Annotated in this window: 17 protein-coding genes; 6 read left to right on the top strand and 11 right to left on the bottom strand. The window is 62.9% G+C overall.

The genetic code is table 11. The features are described 5' to 3' along the window. The first annotated feature begins 207 nt into the window (after window positions 1-207). Window positions 208-678: a MarR family winged helix-turn-helix transcriptional regulator gene (locus HX803_RS06410; RefSeq protein WP_218646961.1), complete on the top strand. Its 471-nt coding sequence runs from the start codon at window positions 208-210 to the stop codon at window positions 676-678. On the opposite strand, the gene HX803_RS06405 is transcribed toward HX803_RS06410, so the two are convergent. From HX803_RS06405 to HX803_RS06390, 4 genes are all read right to left on the bottom strand, one after another. Next, complete coding sequence (locus tag HX803_RS06405; RefSeq protein ID WP_178919668.1) at window positions 675-1775, bottom strand: agmatine/peptidylarginine deiminase; 1101 nt, start codon at window positions 1773-1775, stop codon at window positions 675-677. The two genes, HX803_RS06410 and HX803_RS06405, sit on opposite strands and share 4 nt — an antisense overlap. A 183-nt stretch (window positions 1776-1958) precedes the next feature. Next, window positions 1959-3035, bottom strand: coding sequence for an extracellular solute-binding protein (locus HX803_RS06400; RefSeq protein ID WP_178919667.1), 1077 nt, complete (start codon window positions 3033-3035; stop codon window positions 1959-1961). Continuing rightward, entirely contained in the window at window positions 3032-3913 is an 882-nt protein-coding gene (aguB, locus tag HX803_RS06395) for an N-carbamoylputrescine amidase (protein WP_178919666.1), read from the bottom strand. The genes HX803_RS06400 and aguB overlap by 4 nt, the downstream gene beginning before the upstream one ends. Then, complete coding sequence (locus HX803_RS06390; protein ID WP_178919665.1) at window positions 3910-4959, bottom strand: agmatine/peptidylarginine deiminase; 1050 nt, start codon at window positions 4957-4959, stop codon at window positions 3910-3912. Before HX803_RS06390 ends, aguB begins: the two co-directional genes overlap by 4 nt. Window positions 4960-5093: 134 nt before the next feature. Between HX803_RS06390 and HX803_RS06385 the strand changes: the two genes are divergently transcribed. After that, window positions 5094-5951: a LysR substrate-binding domain-containing protein gene (locus tag HX803_RS06385; protein WP_178919664.1), complete on the top strand. Its 858-nt coding sequence runs from the start codon at window positions 5094-5096 to the stop codon at window positions 5949-5951. 1 nt (window position 5952) lies between these two features. On the opposite strand, the gene HX803_RS06380 is transcribed toward HX803_RS06385, so the two are convergent. Next, a complete protein-coding gene (locus HX803_RS06380) occupies window positions 5953-7179 on the bottom strand; it encodes an MFS transporter (protein ID WP_178919663.1) in 1227 nt (408 codons plus the stop codon). A gap of 65 nt (window positions 7180-7244) precedes the next feature. Here HX803_RS06380 and HX803_RS06375 point away from each other — a divergent pair, with 65 nt between their 5' ends. From HX803_RS06375 to HX803_RS06365, 3 genes are read left to right on the top strand one after another with little or no spacing between them, the layout of a single operon-like run. Continuing rightward, on the top strand, window positions 7245-8243 hold the full coding sequence (locus HX803_RS06375; protein ID WP_178919784.1) for an AraC family transcriptional regulator: 999 nt from the start codon (window positions 7245-7247) through the stop codon (window positions 8241-8243). After that, window positions 8240-8773, top strand: a complete 534-nt coding sequence (gene mug, locus HX803_RS06370) for a G/U mismatch-specific DNA glycosylase (protein WP_178919662.1) — start codon at window positions 8240-8242, stop codon at window positions 8771-8773. Before HX803_RS06375 ends, mug begins: the two co-directional genes overlap by 4 nt. 28 nt (window positions 8774-8801) lie before the next feature. Then, window positions 8802-9398: a glutathione S-transferase family protein gene (locus HX803_RS06365; protein WP_178919661.1), complete on the top strand. Its 597-nt coding sequence runs from the start codon at window positions 8802-8804 to the stop codon at window positions 9396-9398. 134 nt (window positions 9399-9532) lie between these two features. On the opposite strand, the gene HX803_RS06360 is transcribed toward HX803_RS06365, so the two are convergent. After that, a complete protein-coding gene (locus HX803_RS06360; RefSeq protein ID WP_178919660.1) occupies window positions 9533-10300 on the bottom strand; it encodes an SDR family NAD(P)-dependent oxidoreductase in 768 nt (255 codons plus the stop codon). A gap of 137 nt (window positions 10301-10437) precedes the next feature. On the opposite strand from HX803_RS06360, the gene HX803_RS06355 reads away from it, so the two are divergent. After that, on the top strand, window positions 10438-11586 hold the full coding sequence (locus HX803_RS06355) for an aldose epimerase family protein (RefSeq protein ID WP_178919659.1): 1149 nt from the start codon (window positions 10438-10440) through the stop codon (window positions 11584-11586). A 116-nt stretch (window positions 11587-11702) separates the two neighbouring features. On the opposite strand, the gene araH is transcribed toward HX803_RS06355, so the two are convergent. Genes araH through HX803_RS06330 form a run of 5 tightly spaced genes read right to left on the bottom strand, consistent with a single transcriptional unit; the run spans window position 11703 to window position 17701 of the window. After that, entirely contained in the window at window positions 11703-12671 is a 969-nt protein-coding gene (gene araH, locus HX803_RS06350; RefSeq protein ID WP_178919658.1) for an L-arabinose ABC transporter permease AraH, read from the bottom strand. A 9-nt stretch (window positions 12672-12680) separates the two neighbouring features. After that, window positions 12681-14183, bottom strand: a complete 1503-nt coding sequence (gene araG / locus HX803_RS06345) for an L-arabinose ABC transporter ATP-binding protein AraG (protein WP_178919783.1) — start codon at window positions 14181-14183, stop codon at window positions 12681-12683. Next, the gene (locus HX803_RS06340) at window positions 14180-15184 is read right to left on the bottom strand and encodes a substrate-binding domain-containing protein (protein WP_178919657.1); all 1005 of its coding nucleotides are present in this window, start codon (window positions 15182-15184) and stop codon (window positions 14180-14182) included. Before HX803_RS06340 ends, araG begins: the two co-directional genes overlap by 4 nt. Window positions 15185-15220: 36 nt before the next feature. Continuing rightward, on the bottom strand, window positions 15221-16084 hold the full coding sequence (locus HX803_RS06335; RefSeq protein WP_178919656.1) for an SMP-30/gluconolactonase/LRE family protein: 864 nt from the start codon (window positions 16082-16084) through the stop codon (window positions 15221-15223). 36 nt (window positions 16085-16120) lie between these two features. Next, on the bottom strand, window positions 16121-17701 hold the full coding sequence (locus HX803_RS06330) for an aldehyde dehydrogenase (NADP(+)) (protein WP_178919655.1): 1581 nt from the start codon (window positions 17699-17701) through the stop codon (window positions 16121-16123). Between the last annotated feature and the right edge of the window lie 9 nt (window positions 17702-17710).

The following is a 17710-nucleotide window of genomic DNA, read 5'->3' as shown; positions in this document are numbered from 1 at the left end:
CCCATGCGCTTCCTGGGGAATTTGCAACGACATCCGGGTCACAAAGAGGCATACGCCACGATATCGAATTTAGTGGCGTACGCAACTAATTTGTTTCAAGCTGTCTCAGTCTTCATCTGGAAGGGCATATTCGGCCGAAAAGCCTTGTCCTGAAGGGTTCGAACGGCATAATTGCCACGTCGTTTTTGTATCAGAGAGTATCCGCCCTTGAAAGCTGCAAAGCCTTGCTCCGAGAGCCCCAGCGCCTGTGTGAACGGTGCCGTGCGTCGCACGTCGCGCCGCCTGGGCCAGATCTATGACGAGGCGTATGCCCCCTGCGGTTTGAAAGCCACCCAGTACGCAGTGCTCAACCAGATTGCCAAGGCCGGCACGCCGAAGATGGGTGAGTTGGCACAAAACCTGGTGATGGACCTGTCGGCCCTGGGCCACACGCTCAAGCCGCTGGTGCGTGACGGGCTGGTGGAGTTGCGCGTGGACGAACTGGACCGCCGCACCCGCCGCGTGCTGCTGACCGAGGCCGGTGTGCAGACCCACGCGACGGCCCGGCAGGTGTCATTGAAAATGGCCGAACGCTTCGATCAGGCGTTCGGCCGCGAAGCCGCGGCGCAGTTGCGCCAGACCCTGGACTTCATCGCCTCCGACGAATTTGCCAGGGTGCTGCTGGCAAAGGACGACTAAGCCAGCGGCTGGTGGTTGGTCACGCAGTGAATGCCACCGCCACCTGCCGCGATCGCGTCGATATTGAGCTGCACCACCCTGCGGTTCGGGTAGAGCTGCGACAGCAGGTCCAGCGCCTTGCGGTCGGCCACCGCATCGCCAAACTCTGGCGCAATCACCGCGCCGTTGATCACGAAGTAATTGATGTACCCCGCCGCGAAATCCTCATTGCCTCGGCTGAACTTGCTTTTGCGCGGGTTCAGCGGCGGCGACACGGTGTGCACGGTCAGCGGCCGGCCGTCGGCGTCGGTGGCGTTCTTGAGGATGTCCAGGTGCGCCAGGGTGACCTTGTGGTCGTAGGACTCAGGGTCGGTGTCGAGGTTGGCCAGCACCACACCCGGGGCGACGAAGCGCGCGTAGAAATCCACGTGAGCGTCGGTGATGTCCTTGCCCTTGATGCCGGGCAGCCAGATGATCTTGCGCAAGCCCAGGCGCTCCTTGAGTTCGGCTTCGACGTCGGCCTTGCTCCAGTCGGGGTTGCGATTGCGGTTGATCCAGCTGCTTTCGGTCATGATGCCGGTGCCCAGCCCATCCACCTCGATGGCACCACCCTCACCCACCAGTTCACTGCGAATGTGGCGCGCACCGGTTTCTTCGGCAACCAGGGCCGCCACGTGCGCGTCGTCTGCGTGCTGCTGCTTGTTGCCCCAGCCGTTGAAGTTGAAGTCCACCGCCGCCTGGCCGCCCGTGCCGTCGATGACGAAATTGGCGCCGGTGTCACGCATCCAGATGTCGTCCAGCTCGGCTTCCACAAAGGTGATGTTGCGCGTACCGCAGTGCTGCTCGGCGAGGGCGCGCTCGTCTTCGCGGCAGAACAAGGTGACCGGTTCGTATTGGGCAATCGCTCGGGCGATACGGCCCAGCGCGGCCTGCACGTCGGCGGTGAAGTCTTCCCAGATGGCGTCCTGGGCGCCAAAGGCAATGAACGCCTGGCGGTGTTTTTCACCCTCGTCGGGCATGTAGAAGCGGCCCTTTGTGGCGGCCCGCACGTGGGGAGTGAGCATTGTCATGGCGCAGACCACGCTGGCTTGTTTGATGAAGGTACGACGGGTTGGCATGGTGGTTCCTGCATACGGTATTGAATTGAAAAACGCTCGCTACGGACGCGACCAAACTCGCTTGTAGTGAGCGGGCTTGCCCCGCGCCGGCGGCGTAACGGCCCCACACAAACAGGAGCGCTGCACACTCCGGCGCGAGCAAGCTCGCTCACTACAAACGTTCGCGCGTCCAAAAATGCGCGATCATTGCTGGGTTTTGAATTTAGTCCACACGCGCATCCGTGCACGCATGTCCGCCTGGGGAATGTCCTTGCCGGCGATCAACCGCTCGAACGTGGCCGCGTCCGGGTAGATGTCGGGGTTGTCGCGCATGCTGGCTTCCACTTCCGGCCGGGCCTTGGCGTTGGCCGTGGGGTAACCGGTGAAATTGGTGATGGCGGCCATGTTTTCCGGGCGCATCACGAAGTTGATAAACGCGTAGGCGTATTCCGGGTGCTTGGCATCGACGGGAATGGCCATGGTGTCCATCCACACCGTCGTGCCTTCGCGGGGGATGTGATAACCAAAGGTCACCGGCTTGCCGGCCGCATCGGCGGCGCGCTGGGCCTGGGTCATGTCGCCGCTGTAGCCCAGGGACAGGCACAGGTTGCCGTTGACCAGATCGGTCACCGGTTGCGACTGGAACTTGCGGATGTACGGGCGCAGCTTGAGCAACACGTCGCTGGCCGCCGCCAGGTCTTCACGCTTGGCGCTGCGCGGGTCGCGGCCCAGGTAGTTGAGCACCACGGCCAACACCTCGTCCGGCGAGTCGATCAGCGAGATGCCGCAATCGGCAAATTTGGCCGCCAGCTCAGGCTTGAACAGCAGGTCCAGGCTGTTGACCGGCGCATTTGGCAAGCGCTGCTCGATCTGCCGCGTATTGTAGGTCAAGCCAATGGTGCCCCAGGTGTAGGGCACCGTGGCCTTGTTCGAATTGACGTAATGGGTGCGCAGCTTTTGTAAGCCCGGTTCGATATCACCCAGCGCGGTGAGCTTGGCAGGGTCCAACGACTGAAGGCTGCCGGCCCGCATCAGGCGCTCGGCCACGGTGTCACCCGGGAAGATCAGGTCGTAGCCGCTGCCGCCCGCCATCAGCTTGGCTTCCAGGGTTTCGCTGCCATCCATTACGTCGTAGATCACCTGGATACCGGTCTCGGCCGTGAACTTGGCCAAGGTGTCGGCGGCAAAATAGTCGGCCCAGTTGTAGAGCCTCAGGGTTTTGTCGTCGGCCAAGGTGCAGGCACTCGTGAGCATCAGTACGCAACTCAATAGACGTTTCATGATGGGCGCCCATCCAAGGTGAGTAGGCCGCTGTACATTTCCGGGCGGCGGTCGCGGAAGATGCCCCAGGTCAGGCGGTCTTCGCGCATGGCGGACAAGTCCAGGCGATGCACCCGCACGCCGGTAGTGTCGCGGTCGGCTTCGGCCAGCAACTTGCCTTTGTGGTTGCAGATGAACGAGGAACCGTAGAAGTCCATTTGCAGAGCAGTGTCGGTGCTCGCCACTTCACGCCCGACGCGGTTGGCCGCCACCACCGGCAACAGGTTCGCTGCCGCGTGGCCGCGCATGGTCATCTGCCAATGGTCGCGGGAATCAAGGGTCGCACAGCCCGGTTCCGAGCCGATGGCCGTGGGAAACAGCAGCACTTCAGCGCCCTGCAACGCCAGGCAACGCGCGGTTTCGGGAAACCACTGGTCCCAGCAGATCCCCACGCCCAGGCGCCCGAAAGCGGTATCCCACACGCGAAAGCCGGTATCGCCGGGGCTGAAATATTCCTTCTCCTGATAGCCGATGGCATTCGGGATATGGGTCTTGCGGTACACGCCGAGCAAGCGCCCGTCGGCATCGGCCACGCTCAGGGAATTGAAGAACGCATTGCCAGCTTGTTCGAACCAGCTCAACGGCAGCACCACGCCCAGTTCCTTGGCCAACGCAGCGAAGCGTTTGAGCACGCCGCTGTGCTGGTACTCTTCGGCCAATGCCAGATGCTTGTGATGCTGTTCGATACAGAAATACGGCGTGGCGAACAGCTCCTGCAACAGGATCACCTGGGCGCCCTGCGCCGCCGCCTCTCGCACCAACTGCTCGGCACGGTCGAGGTTGCCCGGCAAGTCCCAGGTGCAAGGCATCTGGGTCGTCGCAATCGTCAGCAGGCTCATGGCTGCACCCACTCAGGTTGTTGTTGGGTGATGCAGTGCACGCCGCCGCCGCCATGGGCCAGGTGGTTGATCTGCACCGGCACGATTTCGCGCCCCGGGAACGCCCCGGCCAGGACCTCGGCCGCCACCTGATCGGCGGCAATGCCATAGGCCGGCATGATGATTGCGCCGTTGGCGATGTAGAAGTTGGTATAGGACGCGCAGAACACTTCGGCCTCGGTGTCGACCGCGTCGGTGGCTTCATACAAGTCGATCAGCTCGAAACGCCGGCCATGGGCATCGGTGGCGAGTTCCAGGGCGCGGCGGTTTTCCCGCACCACTTCGGCGTAGACAGAGCCCTGATCATGGGTCGCATCGACCAGCAACACCCCGGGACGGGCGAAGGCGCAGACACCGTCGACATGGCCGTCGGTCATGTCGCCCGTGACGTAGTGCGGATCGCCGGGCAGCCAAATGGTCTTCTTGATGCCCAGCAGCCGCGCGAAGATGTCTTCCATCTCGGCCTTGGTCACGCCGGGGTTGCGATTGGGGTTGAGCAGCACCGATTCGGTGGTGATCAACGTGCCCTCGCCGTCCACGTGGATCGCCCCGCCTTCGTTGCTCAGCGGCGTGCCGAAGCACTCCAGCCCCAGGTGATTGAGCACTCGGCGCGCCAGGCTTTCGTCCAGGTCATGGGCCGACTTGCCACCCCAGGCATTGAAGCGCCAGCTCACCCCGGCCGTACCCAGTTGCGGGTGGCAGACAAAGCTCGGGCCGGAGTCGCGGCACCAGCTGTCGTTGACGGCCTGCTCGATCAGTTCGATGCCAGGACCGCACAGGGCCTTGGCGCCCGCGACTGCGGACGGATCGACCAGCATCTTCACCGGTTCGAAGCGGGCGATCGCATTGGCGACCCGCGCAAAATCCTGCTGCACCTGCACCAGGGTCACGCCCCAGGTGGTTTCCCACAAGGCGCGGTTATGTGGCCACACCATCCAGGTCGCCGCGTGCCGAGCCCACTCCGCAGGCATCCACCAACCATTGCTTTGCATTGCATTCTGCTGCATGACAAGTACCCTTTAGTTAAGTCATTGTGTTCAGTGAAAACTGCCCACGGAGTCTTGGCGTACATGCTATGGCGGGCTGCAAAGCCGGACAAACGATGGATTTTGTAGAAAACTGATTAGAGGAACTTATCAGCATGCTCAACCACTGGCCGCCCCTTGGCACCCTGCGCGGCTTTGAAGCCGCGGCCCGGCTAGGCAGTTTCCACAAGGCTGCCGAAGAACTGCACCTGACCCAATCGGCGATCAGCCAGCAGATCCGCAGCCTGGAGGCGTACCTGGAGCAGCCGCTGTTTTTTCGCAGCGGGCGCAGCGTGAGCCTGACCGACGCCGGCCATGACTTCCTCAGCACCACCCAGGCCCTGCTGCAGCAACTGGCGGTGGGCGTGCGGCGCCTGGGCCAGTACCGCAAACCCAACCAGCTGGTGCTCAACACCACGCCCACCTTTGCGCGTCACTGGCTGTTGCCACGGCTTGCGGATTTTCGCCGGCAACACCCGGAAGTCGACCTGTGGATCTTCAGCACCGACGAAGTGCCCGACATGGCCAGCCAGACCATCGACCTGGCGGTGCGCGACGACATCAGCTCCCAGGCCGAATGCAGCTTCAAGGTGCTGCATACCGATCGCTTGTTTCCCGCCTGTCACCCGCGTGTACTGGAACAGCCCCGGGAGCAACGCACCACCCTGCACGGCGAGCGCGAAATGGATTGGAGCCACTGGGCGGTGGAAGCCGGGGTTGATGTGGGCCAACAAGACCAGGGGCTGAATTTCTCCGACCCTGGCCTGTTGCTGGACGCCGTATGTACCGGGCTAGGCATTGGCTTGGTCAGCCAGTTGTTGTGCCGCCAAGCGCAGCAAGACGGCCTGCTCGTGCCCTTGGTGGAGGCGACAATCCGTGGGCCGAGCTGGGCGCTGCTGACCCATCGCGACAGCGAACACGACCCGCTGGCGCGCAGTTTCACGGCGTGGCTGCTGGCCAACCTGATCAGCTAGCTCACAGGTGCAGCGCCACGCCCACGCCAGCGTCGGCGCGTGGTACCTGCACGCGTAGTGCGATCAACAAGGCAGCCAACAGCATCAGTACCCCCGCCCCCAGAAACACCCCGCTTATGCCACTGAGACTGAACATCGCGCCCCCACCGGCCGCTCCTGCCGCGATGGCCGACTGCACCGAAGCCACGACCATGCCACCCGCACTTTCAGCTTGATCCGGCACGGCGCGGGCTACCCAGTTCGACCACGCCACGGGCACTGCGCCAAAAGCCATGCCCCACAGCATCAGCAGCGCTGCCTGCCCTGGCAGGGACGCAGGCAACACCACCAGGGCGAGCGCCGCGACGCCCACCGCCACCGGCATCAACACCAGGGTGCCACGCGGAAAACGCACCAGCATCCAACCGGCCAACAGCGTGCCAACAAAGTTGGCTGCACCGAACCCCAGCAGCATCAGGGCAAGCCCTTCGGTGCCCACGCCCGTGGTGCTTTCCAGGAATGGCCGGATGTAGGTGAACAGCGCAAAGTGCCCGGTGTGTACCAGCACGCAGCCAAACATGCCGATGGCAATACCCGGGCGCAGCAACACCTCCAGTATCGTGCGCAGACGTGCGGCCCCCGTGGGCGCCAGGCGTGGCAGCGTGAACAGCTGGAATGCCAGCGTCACGCCACCGACGGCGGCGGCGGCAACGAACGCACTGCGCCAGCCATACAGCCCCCCGAGGTAGCTGCCCAGCGGCACGGCGACCACCGTGCCCACCGCAATACCACTGAAGATGATCGACAGCGCACGGGGCAGCAGTACCGCCGGCACCAAGCGCATGGCCACCGCGGCCGCCATGCTCCAGAAACCACCCAGGGCGATGCCCAGCAAGATGCGCATCAGCAACAACACCGCCAGGCTTGAAGAGAACGCCACCAACAGGTTTGAGGCAATCATCAACACGGAGAAGCCCAGCAGCACCACGCGCCGGTCGATGCCCCGCGTGAGGCCGGGCACCAGCAGCCCGGCAAACAGTGCCACCACTGCCGTTACGGTCACGGCCTGGCCCGCCAGCGCCTCGGACACGCCCAGGTCCATCGCCATTGGCGTCAACAAGCTGGCCGGCAGGTACTCCGCCGTCAACAGCCCGAACACCCCCATGGCCAGGGAAAACACCGCCATCCAGGCAGGCGCATCGGGCTCCGCGTGGGCAGGGTTAGCGGCTTGAGCGACACAATCATTCATCACACGACATCCTCGGGAAATTAGCGCGACGGCCAGTCTAGGTTCGCCCGTTAGGATGATCTATGATGCAGACCCTTGAGTTTTTGACTGAAACCCCGAACATGAGCGTAGCGGCCCCTTTCAATCTGTCTTCCGACCTGATCGACGAACTGCTGCGCGGCATGCGCCTGAGCGGGGTGCAGTACCGGCGCATCCAGGCCGGACCGAGCTTCGGCATGGGCTTTGAGGCCAAACCCGGACACGCCTACTTCCACTTCCTGGCAGCGGGAACGGCCACCCTGCGCACCGACGACGGCAGCCTGTTTGAGTTGTCGGCGGGCAATGCCGTGTTCATCTCCCACGGCGGCGCCCATGCGCTGTCCTCCGACGCAAACGCGCCTGTGCAAGACATTGGCGGCTTTGGCGCGACCCCGTTGGGCGAGACCGTGTGTGCCGTGGATGCATCTCCCGATAGGCCCCCCAACACCTTGCTGTTCAGCGCCTGCATGGCGTTCGAACTTGGCAGCCTCCAGGGGCTCGGCAGCCTGATGCCGGCCTTGATGCTGATCGATGCCCAGGGCCAGCGTTACCCCGGCCTGATGCCGATCCTGGCGGTGATGGAACGTGAAGTATCCGCTGCCCGCATGGGCTACTCCGGCATCCTCGCGCGCCTGGCCGATGTGGTTGCCGCCATGATCGTGCGAGGCTGGGTGGAATGCGCCTGCGGTAATGCGTCCGGGTTAGTGGCGGCGCTGCGCGACACGCGATTGGCCGGAGCCCTGCTCGCGCTGCATCAACAACCGGGTCGCGATTGGCGCGTGGACGAATTGGCTGCGCACTGTCACACCTCGCGCTCGGTGTTCGCCGAGCGCTTCCAGGCCACCCTGGGCATCCCGCCCCTGCGTTACGTGACAGAGTTGCGCATGCGCCTGGCGAGCCAATGGCTGACCCTGGAGCGTTTGCCTATCGAAGAAGTGGCGCTGCGGCTGGGTTATACCTCCCAGGCAGCTTTCAGCCGTGCGTTCAAGCGCATTACCGGCCAACCACCTGGGGCCAGCCGTCAGCGCAGCAGGCGCTCGACATGAACGACCGCCTTGACGACATCCTCGCCGACCACCTGGACGTGCTGTTCTGCGGCATCAACCCCGGCAAAGGCTCCGCCGCCCTGGGCCTGCACTTTGCCAATCGCAGCAACCGCTTCTGGCGCACCTTGCACCTGGCCGGTTTCACGCCCCATGAACTCCGCCCGCAGGATGGCCCCATGTTGTTGCACCATGGCTGCGGCCTGACCACCGTGGTGGAGCGCCCCACGGCAAGCGCGGGCGAGTTGGCGCGACATGAATTCAAGGATGCAGCAGCGGCGTTCGAACAGAAGATCCGCCGTAGCGCACCCCACTTCGTGGCGTTCCTGGGCAAGGCCGGCTACAGCGCGCTGTCGGGCCAGCGCGACATCGCCTGGGGCTTGCAGCCACAGGCTTTCGGCGGCGCAGCGGTGTGGGTGCTGCCCAACCCCAGCGGGCGCAACCTGGCGTTCAATCTGGAGCAGTTGGTGGAGGCTTATCAAGCCCTGCACGCGGCCATTGCGCACGCCGATCCTGAGCCCTTACTCTCTTGAGCCCGTCACCGTAAGCAATGGAGGCTTTATGAAACTGATCGGCATGCTGGACTCGCCTTACGTACGCCGCGTGGCCATTTCCCTGGAGCTGTATGGCGTGGAATTTGTGCATGAACCGCTGTCGGTGTTTCGCACCTTCAATGAGTTCGCCCAGATCAACCCGGTGGTCAAGGCCCCGACCCTGGTGCTGGACGACGGCACGGTGTTGATGGATTCCAGCCTGATCCTCGACTACCTGGAAACCCTCGCCCCAGCTGACAAAAAGCTGCTACCCCAGGCGCCCGCCGCCCGCGCTCGTGACTTGCAGTTGTTGGGCCTGGCCCTGGCGGCGTGCGAGAAAAGCGTGCAGATCGTCTATGAACACAACCTGCGCCCGGCCGAGAAACAGCATGCACCGTGGCTGGACCGGGTCAGCAGCCAATTGCTGGCGGCCTACGCGCTGCTGGAAAAACAGCTGCCTGACAGCGAGGCGCTGACCCAGGCGTCGATTACGGCCGCCGTCGCCTGGTCGTTCAGCCAGTTCACCGTGGCGTCGGTGGTCAGGGCCGATGCGTTTCCCAACCTGAAGCGCCACGCTGAGCGGCTGGAGGAGCACCCGGCGTTTAGGAAATACCCAATCGAATAATCACCCCCAAACTGTAGGAGCTGGCTTGCCCCGCGCTAGGAGGCGACGCCACCCCAACCTGAGCACCTCGGCCTTTCTGAAAGACGGAGGTGCCCCGGCGCGGGGCAAGCCCGCTCACTACAGAGGCAAGCTGCCTATACCCAGCCGCCATCCACGATGAAGTTCTGCGCCGAGCACATTGCCGACGCGTCAGAGGCGAGGAACAGCGCCATGTTGGCGATGTGCTCCGGCAGCACACTGCCGGGCAGGCACTGGCTGCGGCTGATCAGTTCCTTGGCGGCATCGTCGACCCACATCGCCAGTTGTTTTTCGGTCATTACCCAGCCCGGCACCAGCGTGTTCACGCGGATCTGGCTCGGCCCCAGTTCCCGGGCCAGCGCGCGGGTCATGCCGTGGGCGGCAGCCTTGCTGGCGGCGTACACCGGGTAACCGGCCGAAGCCATCATCCACCCCACCGACCCCAGGTTGATGATTGACCCACCGCCTGCACTTTTCATCATCGGCACCACCGCCTTGGCGGCGAAGAACGCGTGCTTGAGGTTGACGGCGATGAGTTTGTCGAAGGTCTGCGAATCGACTTCTTCCAGGGTATGGCGCACGTCATTGGCTGCGTTGTTGATCAACACGGTGATGGGGCCCAGGGACTGCTCGAAGCGTCCGATCGCTGCCTTGTAGGCGATTTCATCGGTGATGTCGCCATGCACGAATTCCACCGTGTGCCCCTGGGCACTCAACAGTGCCGCCAGGCGCTCGCCCTGGCTTTGAGCACGGTCGACAAAGCCCACCTTGGCGCCCTGCGCGGCGAAAGCCCGCACCATGAACTCGCCAATGCCAGAGGCGCCCCCGGAAATCAGTACGGTCTTGCCTTTGAGGTCGGGGTAACTGGCCTGCTGCGTACTCATAAAATGCTGCCTCGCTTAATTAGTCTTATTTTATTTTGCAAAAACGGCTCTAAAGGCTATAAATTCGCTGTCATATCGACAAAATATCGCACATTAGTAGAACTATTCCACTCAAAACAACAAAAGGAAGTTCGATCATGAAGCACCCTCGATACCTGCTGTCGGGCCTCGCCATGTCCCTGCTGATCGCCAGCGGCGGCGCCCAGGCTGGCGGGCTCACCAGCGAGCACAAACCCTTCGGTAAAACCAATGACGGCACCGCCGTCGAACAGTACGTGTTGCGTAACAGCCATGGCATGCAAGCCACGGTGATCACCTACGGCGGCGTGCTGCAGTCGCTCAAGGTGCCGGACAAGCACGGCAAGGTCGAAGACGTGGTGCTCGGCTTCGACGACGTTCAAGGCTATCAAAGCGGTACCGCGTTTTTTGGCGCGACCATCGGCCGCTTCGGCAATCGCCTGGCCGGGGGAGCCTTTGAACTCGACGGCAAGCGCTACCAGGTGCCGCTCAACGATGGTCCCAACTCGCTGCATGGCGGCGCCCAGGGCTTTGACAAGCACGTGTGGAAGGCCGCGCCGGTCAAGGGTAAGGACTCGGTGGGCGTCACCCTCACCTACCTGTCCAAGGACGGTGAAATGGGCTTCCCCGGCAACTTGAAGACCGAGGTCACCTACAGCCTCAATGACAACAACGAACTGCACATCGACTACAAGGCCAGCACCGACAAACCCACGGTGCTGAACCTCACCAACCACAGCTACTTCAACCTTGCCGGTGCGGGCAACGGCGACATCCTCAAGCAGGTTGCCACCTTGCATGCCAGCCATTACACGCCGGTGAACGCCACCTTGATCCCCACGGGCGAACTGGCACCCGTCACCGGCACGCCGATGGACTTCCTCAAACCTACGCCTATCGGCCAGCACATCAAGGACGATCACCCGCAGCTGAAATTCGCCGAGCCTAAGCAGGGTGGATTCGACTTCAACTGGGCGCTGGACACCCAAGGCGACGTGAAGCAACTGGCGGCCGAGGTGCATGACCCTGAGTCCGGGCGGCGCCTGCAGCTGTTCACCACCGAGCCGGGCGTGCAGTTCTATACCAGTAACTTCCTTGATGGGACGGTGAAGGGCAAAGCGGGCAAGACGTATCAGCACTGGAGTGGGTTTACGCTGGAGACGCAGCACTTTCCGGATGCGCCGAATCAGCCGACATTTGCCTCGACCCGTTTGAACCCGGGCCAGACCTACACCCAGCACACCATTTTCAGATTCACCGCGGACTAAAACTGTGGGAGCGGGCTTGCTCGCGAATACGGAGTGTCAGGCCCTAATGAGTTGACTGATACACCGTCTTCGCGAGCAAGCCCGCTCCCACATTTTGGTCTTCACGTGGCTGGAAATCAGCGTTGTTTCATACGGTCGATGACCACCGCCAGCAGCAGGATCGAGCCACGAATCACGTACTGGTAGAAGGTGTCGATGTTCTTCAGGTTCATCGCATTTTCAATGATCGCCAGGATCAGCACCCCGGCAATCACGTGCCGGATCATCCCCACTCCGCCGCTCAACGACACCCCGCCCAGCACGCACGCCGAGATCACCGTCAGCTCGAAGCCTTGGCCAATCATCGGCTGGCCAGAGGTCATGCGCGACGCCAGGATCACCCCGGCCAGCGCGCCAATCACCCCATGCACGGCAAAGATCAGGATCTTGGTGCGGTCCACATTCACGCCCGCCAGCAGCGCCGCTTCCGGGTTGCCGCCAATGGCCATGGTGTTGCGCCCGTAGGTGGTGTAGTTGAGCAACCAGCCGAAAAACAGGAAGCACAGGACCGTGATCAGGATCGGCACAGGCACGCCCATCAGTTGGCCGTTACCGAAGATAAAAAACTGATCCTGGGATACGCCCACCGCCTTGCCGTTAGCAAAAATGTACGCGAGGCCGCGCACGATCTGCATGGTCGCCAGCGTCGTGATCAGCGCATTGACCCGCAGCTTGGCGATGACGATGCCGTTGATCAGCCCCACCATCAGGCCCATCAGCAACGCGGCGCCAATCCCGAGCAGGACGCTGTCGGTGTCGCGCATCACAATCGCCGCGACCACGCCGGCGCAGGCAATCACCGAACCGACCGACAAATCGAAATGCCCGGATGCCAGGCAGAACAGCATGGTGCAGGCCGCAATGCCCACGGTCGAAATCGCCAGGCCCAGCCCGCGCATGTTCAACGGCGAGAGGAAGTTGTCGATGAGCAAGGCGCACAGCAAAAAGAGGCTCACGGCGGCCAGCAGCATCGCCCAGTTGTCGAGCAATGCACGCAGGTCCAGGGGCTTGCGCGCCGTGGGCAGCACGTTGTGTTGAGTGGTCATAGCGCTCTCTCAGTGGGCCAGGCTGCGTGGCAGGGCCAGTTGCAGCAAGTTGGATTCAGTGGCGTGCTCGCGGGTGTGTTCGCCGCGCATCGCGCCTTCGCACAGCACCAGGATACGGTCGGAGATGCCCATCACTTCCATCAGGTCGCTGGACACCACGATCACCGCAATGCCCTGGGCCGCAAGGTTATGGATGATCTGGTAGATCTCGGCCTTGGCGCCGATATCAATGCCGCGGGTGGGCTCGTCCAGCAGCAGGACTTTCATCGGCATGGACAGCCAGCGGCCGAGAATCGCCTTCTGCTGGTTGCCGCCAGACAGGTACATGATCTTCTGCGCCGCGCTGGGAGTCTTGACCTTCATCGCCTGGATCTGTCGGTCAGCGTTGCCCTTTTCCCAGCCGTCACGCAGCAGCCAGCCGAAGGCGGAATGGGCGCTACGGGCACTGAGGTTGATGTTCTCGGCCACGCTCGACAGCGGGATGATGCCTTCCTTCTTGCGGTCTTCCGGGCACAGCAGCACACCCGCAGCGATGGCATCACGGGGTGACTGCAAGTGCAGCGGTTTACCACACAGCTCCAGTGTCCCGGCGCTCGCGCGTTCCAGGCCGCTGAGCAGCCTGAACAGCTCGGTGCGCCCTGCCCCGACCAAACCGAACAACCCGAGAATCTCGCCCTTGCGCACCTCAAAGCTGACGGGCTCACGCAGGCCGGGGCCCAACAGGCCATCAACCTTGAGTGCGACTTCGCCGTGCTGACGTGGGCGGTAGTCATAGATGTCCTGGATGTCGCGACCGACCATGCACGTCACCAGTTGGTCGTGGGTGAGCGCGGCCATGTCATCGAAGGTACGCACGTAACGACCGTCCTTGAACACGGTGACCGCATTGCAGATGCGGAACACCTCTTCCATGCGGTGGGACACGTACAACACCACTTTGCCCTCGTCCCGCAGGCGCGTGATGATCGCCATCAAGCGGTCGATCTCCCGCGCCGACAGGCTGCTGGTGGGTTCATCAAAGGCAATCACATGGGCACCACGGGACAACGCCTTGGCGATTTCCACCAGTTGGCGCTGGCCCAGGGACAGGCGCCCGAGCTTCTCAGCCGGGTCGATTTCATCCGCCAGACCCTTGAGGCAAGCGAGGGCTTGCTGACGCAGCCGCCCTCGATTGACCACGCCAAAACGCGATGGCAAATGGCCGAGGAACAGGTTTTCGGCGACGGTCATTTCCGGCACCAGGTGCAGTTCCTGGTGAATCACCGCGACGCCGCTGGCAATGCTGTCGGCAGCGCTCTTGAAGGCCATGACCTGCTCGCCAATCTGCAACGTGCCAGAGCTGGGAATGTAGGCGCCGCCGAGGATTTTCAGCAGCGTCGACTTACCCGCGCCGTTCTCGCCCATCAAGGCGTGTACCTGCCCGGGCTGGGCGCTGAAACTGATTCCGTCCAGCGCCTTGACCCCGGGGAAGGTCTTGCCGATGCCGTCAAACCGCAAGGCGGCCGCTGTCATTGCCACAGCCCGATCTTGGTCAGCTCTTCCTTGAAGTTGGCACGGGTGATCAGTGTGACTTCATCCATCGCCGTGTACTTGGCCGGCTCAGTGCCTTTGGTGACCCACTCGTACATCATCAGCGCGGTGTTGTAGCCCTCGATGTGCGGGCTAGGCAGCATCGAACCGAAGAAGCCGCTGTCAGCCTTTTTCAATTCGCCGATGGCGTCGGTGCCATTGATGCCGATGCCGATCACGTTGGCCGCCTTGAAGCCGGCGCTTTCAGTGGCGCGTACGCCGCCCAGCACAGTGTTGTCGTTCATGCCGCCGATGATCAGGTTTTTCGCGGTACCCGGCAGTTTCACCAAGGCCGAGTTGGTGGCGTCCATGCTGCCCGGAACGTCGAGGGTCTTGGCGGCGGTGAACAGGATGTGGTCCTTGGGAATACCCGCCTCTTCCAGGGATTTGACCGAGCCGTCGGTGCGCTTCTTGCCGGTGTCGAGTTCGTTGAAGGTGTTGATCACCGCGTAGGTCTCTTTCCAGTCCCAGCCGCGTTTTTTCGCTTCAGCCGCCATCGCTGCGCCTTGCTTCTGGCCGACTTCAAAAGCGGCCATGCCCAGGTAAGGCACGTCCTCCATGAAGTTGCCCTTGGCATCGACAAAACGGTCATCCACCGCAATCACTTTCAGGCCGTTGGCCTTGGCCTTGGCGACAATCGCCGGGCCGAGTGACACGTCAGGCGGGCAAATCACAAACCCCTTGGCGCCGTTGGCGGCCAGGCTGTCGATGGCCGACAGGGTTTTCTCGCCATCGGGCACGGCGATCTTGATCACAGTGAAGCCATGTTCCTTGCCGGCTTTTTCGGCGAAGGCCCATTCGGTCTGGAACCATGGCTCTTCCGCCTGCTTGACCAGGAACCCGATCTTCACTTCTTCTGCGGCCAGCAACAGCCCGCTCAAGCTCATGGCCGAGACCGCCACAGCGGCGCAAGCCAGGGAACGCAAACCACGACGACGATTCATACGGGTGACTCCTTGTTGTTGTTTTTAAATGGGCACTTATCCAGCGAAGCGAGTGCAGGGTTTTCCGGGTACATCCACTTCAATCGCCAGCACGGCACCGTCCAAAGGATGATCCAAAGGGCTCGCGGCACTGGTGATGTAGAGGGTGGTGAGGTTCGGCCCACCAAAAACGCAGCTGGTGGGGCGGCTGACGGGCAGCTCGATAATGCGGTCCACGCTGCCATCCGGTGCTATGCGTAGCAGGCAACTGCCATCCCAGCGGGCATTCCAGATATAGCCTTCGATGTCCATCGCCGAGCCGTCGGGGCCACCGCGCTCGTGTGGGCCGAACCAGATCTGGGCGGGCGCGAGTTGACCATCCGCTTGAATGCCATGTCGGTACAGCGTGCCATCCATGCTGTCACCAAACAGCACCTGGCTGCCGTCTTCATGCCACAGCAAGGTATTGGGAATGCCCAGGCCACTGAGCAACGGCGTGACCTGTGCATCGGCATCGATGCGAAACAGTCCACCTGATCGCCGGGTGATTGGCAGGTCTTCGCCGCGTTCGCCAATGTTGTTCTGCATGGTGCCCAACCACAGGCGGCCCCTGGCATCGCAGCGTGCTTCATTGCCACGGTTGCCGGGTTGCGGGTCGGCCACGCACAACAGTGTCAGGGCTTCAGTGGCGAGGTCGAGGCGGTACACGCCGCTGCTCAAGGTCACCAAGGCATCGCCGCTCTCACACGGAATGAAGGCCGACACATGCTCGGGCAACTGCCAAACCTGCAACTGCCCCTCCATCAGGCGCAGCGCTTGTTTGCCGGCGATATTCACCCAATACAACGCTTGGGTCGGCCCATCCCAGAACGGACCTTCGCCCAATTGCGCCCGGTGCGGGGTAACGGCGATACACGACATGTTGCCTCCTGGATTGTTGTTGTTCTCAGGTGTGCGTTACAGCGGGTCGCGTGATGGCGTGCCATCCACCAGCCGCTGGATACGCAACGGGTTGGCGTTTTTCAACGCGTCGGGCAGCAGGCTATCAGGGTAATTCTGGAAGCACACTGGGCGCAGGAAACGGTCGATCGCCAAGGTGCCGACCGAGGTGCCACGGGCATCCGACGTGGCCGGGTACGGCCCGCCGTGCACCATCGCATCGCAGACCTCCACACCGGTCGGGTAACCGTTGAGCAGGATGCGCCCGACCTTCTGTTCCAGCAGCGGCGTGAGTTCGGCGAACTGCTGCAGGTCGGCGGGCTCGCCAATGAGTGTGGCGGTGAGTTGACCGTGCAGGCCGTGCAAGGCGGTGCTGAGCTGGGCCTGGTCGGCCACCTCGACGAACACCGTGGTGGGGCCGAAGACTTCTTCCTGCAGCACCTCATCGCCATCGATCAGCAGGCGCGCATCGGCCTTGAACAACTGCGGTTGTGCTTGGTTGCCGGCCTGTTGACTGCCCGCCAGGTGCTGGATGCCAGGATGGGCCAAGAGTTTTTCCAAGCCCTTACCGTAGCTGCCCAAGGTGCCTGCGTTGAGCATGGTTTGTGGCGGTTGGTCGCCGATCATCTGTGCCACTTGTTGGGTGAACGCGCTGAACTCAGGCGATGCAATCCCGATCACCAGGCCCGGGTTGGTGCAGAACTGCCCGCAACCCTGGACCACCGAGGCGGTCAGGTCCCGTGCGATGGTGTCGGCTCGCGCAGTCAACGCCTGGGGCAGCACGATCACCGGGTTGATGCTCGACATCTCGGCAAACACCGGAATCGGCTGCGGGCGCGCCGCTGCCATGTCGCACAACGCACGGCCGCCCTTGAGCGAGCCGGTAAAGCCCACGGCCTGGATGGCCGGGTGCTTGACCAGCGCTTCACCGACGCCACCACCGAAGATCATGTTGAACACACCGGCCGGCATCCCGGTGGTTTGGGCTGCTTGAATGATCGCGTCAGCGACACGCTCGGCCGTCGCCATATGCCCGCTGTGGGCCTTGAACACTACCGGGCAACCTGCCGCCAATGCCGCAGCGGTGTCGCCGCCCGCCGTGGAGAACGCCAGGGGGAAGTTACTCGCGCCGAACACAGCGACCGGGCCGAGGCCGATGCGGTATTGGCGCAAATCCGGGCGCGGCAACGGCTGGCGATCCGGCAGTGCTTTGTCGATGCGAGCGCCGTAAAAGTCGCCGCGACGCAGTACGGTCGCAAACAGGCGCATCTGGCCACTGGTACGCCCGCGCTCGCCTCTGATACGCGCAGCCGGCAGTGCAGTCTCGCGGCAGACCAACTCGATAAAGTCATCACCCAGCGCGTCCAGCTCATCCGCGATTGCATCGAGGAACTGCGCACGGCGTGCTGCACTCAACCCGCGATAGGCAGGGTATGCCGCGGCCGCGGCCTCGGCGGCGGCGTCAACTTCTTGCGTGGTCGCCTGGAAAAAAACCTGGGACAACGCCTCGCCGGTCGTGGCATCGACGCTGTTGAGGGTGACGCTGCCGTTGGCGCTGCGTTGACCGCCGATGTAGTTGTGGCCGAGGAACTGGGTCATGTGGATCTC

This window comes from Pseudomonas sp. P7548 (assembly GCF_013386585.1).
In the GTDB taxonomy this organism is placed as follows: domain Bacteria; phylum Pseudomonadota; class Gammaproteobacteria; order Pseudomonadales; family Pseudomonadaceae; genus Aquipseudomonas.
This window is presented reverse-complemented; position numbering and strand designations above follow the sequence as displayed.

Coding starts and splice junctions, on each gene's coding strand:
- HX803_RS06405 (WP_178919668.1), bottom strand. CDS start 1,775: ATGCCAACCCGTCGTACCTTCATCAAACAAGCCAGCGTGGTCTGCGCC.
- HX803_RS06400 (WP_178919667.1), bottom strand. CDS start 3,035: ATGAAACGTCTATTGAGTTGCGTACTGATGCTCACGAGTGCCTGCACC.
- aguB (WP_178919666.1), bottom strand. CDS start 3,913: ATGAGCCTGCTGACGATTGCGACGACCCAGATGCCTTGCACCTGGGAC.
- HX803_RS06390 (WP_178919665.1), bottom strand. CDS start 4,959: ATGCAGCAGAATGCAATGCAAAGCAATGGTTGGTGGATGCCTGCGGAG.
- HX803_RS06385 (WP_178919664.1), top strand. CDS start 5,094: ATGCTCAACCACTGGCCGCCCCTTGGCACCCTGCGCGGCTTTGAAGCC.
- HX803_RS06380 (WP_178919663.1), bottom strand. CDS start 7,179: ATGAATGATTGTGTCGCTCAAGCCGCTAACCCTGCCCACGCGGAGCCC.
- HX803_RS06375 (WP_178919784.1), top strand. CDS start 7,245: ATGCAGACCCTTGAGTTTTTGACTGAAACCCCGAACATGAGCGTAGCG.
- mug (WP_178919662.1), top strand. CDS start 8,240: ATGAACGACCGCCTTGACGACATCCTCGCCGACCACCTGGACGTGCTG.
- HX803_RS06365 (WP_178919661.1), top strand. CDS start 8,802: ATGAAACTGATCGGCATGCTGGACTCGCCTTACGTACGCCGCGTGGCC.
- HX803_RS06360 (WP_178919660.1), bottom strand. CDS start 10,300: ATGAGTACGCAGCAGGCCAGTTACCCCGACCTCAAAGGCAAGACCGTA.
- HX803_RS06355 (WP_178919659.1), top strand. CDS start 10,438: ATGAAGCACCCTCGATACCTGCTGTCGGGCCTCGCCATGTCCCTGCTG.
- araH (WP_178919658.1), bottom strand. CDS start 12,671: ATGACCACTCAACACAACGTGCTGCCCACGGCGCGCAAGCCCCTGGAC.
- araG (WP_178919783.1), bottom strand. CDS start 14,183: ATGACAGCGGCCGCCTTGCGGTTTGACGGCATCGGCAAGACCTTCCCC.
- HX803_RS06340 (WP_178919657.1), bottom strand. CDS start 15,184: ATGAATCGTCGTCGTGGTTTGCGTTCCCTGGCTTGCGCCGCTGTGGCG.
- HX803_RS06335 (WP_178919656.1), bottom strand. CDS start 16,084: ATGTCGTGTATCGCCGTTACCCCGCACCGGGCGCAATTGGGCGAAGGT.
- HX803_RS06330 (WP_178919655.1), bottom strand. CDS start 17,701: ATGACCCAGTTCCTCGGCCACAACTACATCGGCGGTCAACGCAGCGCC.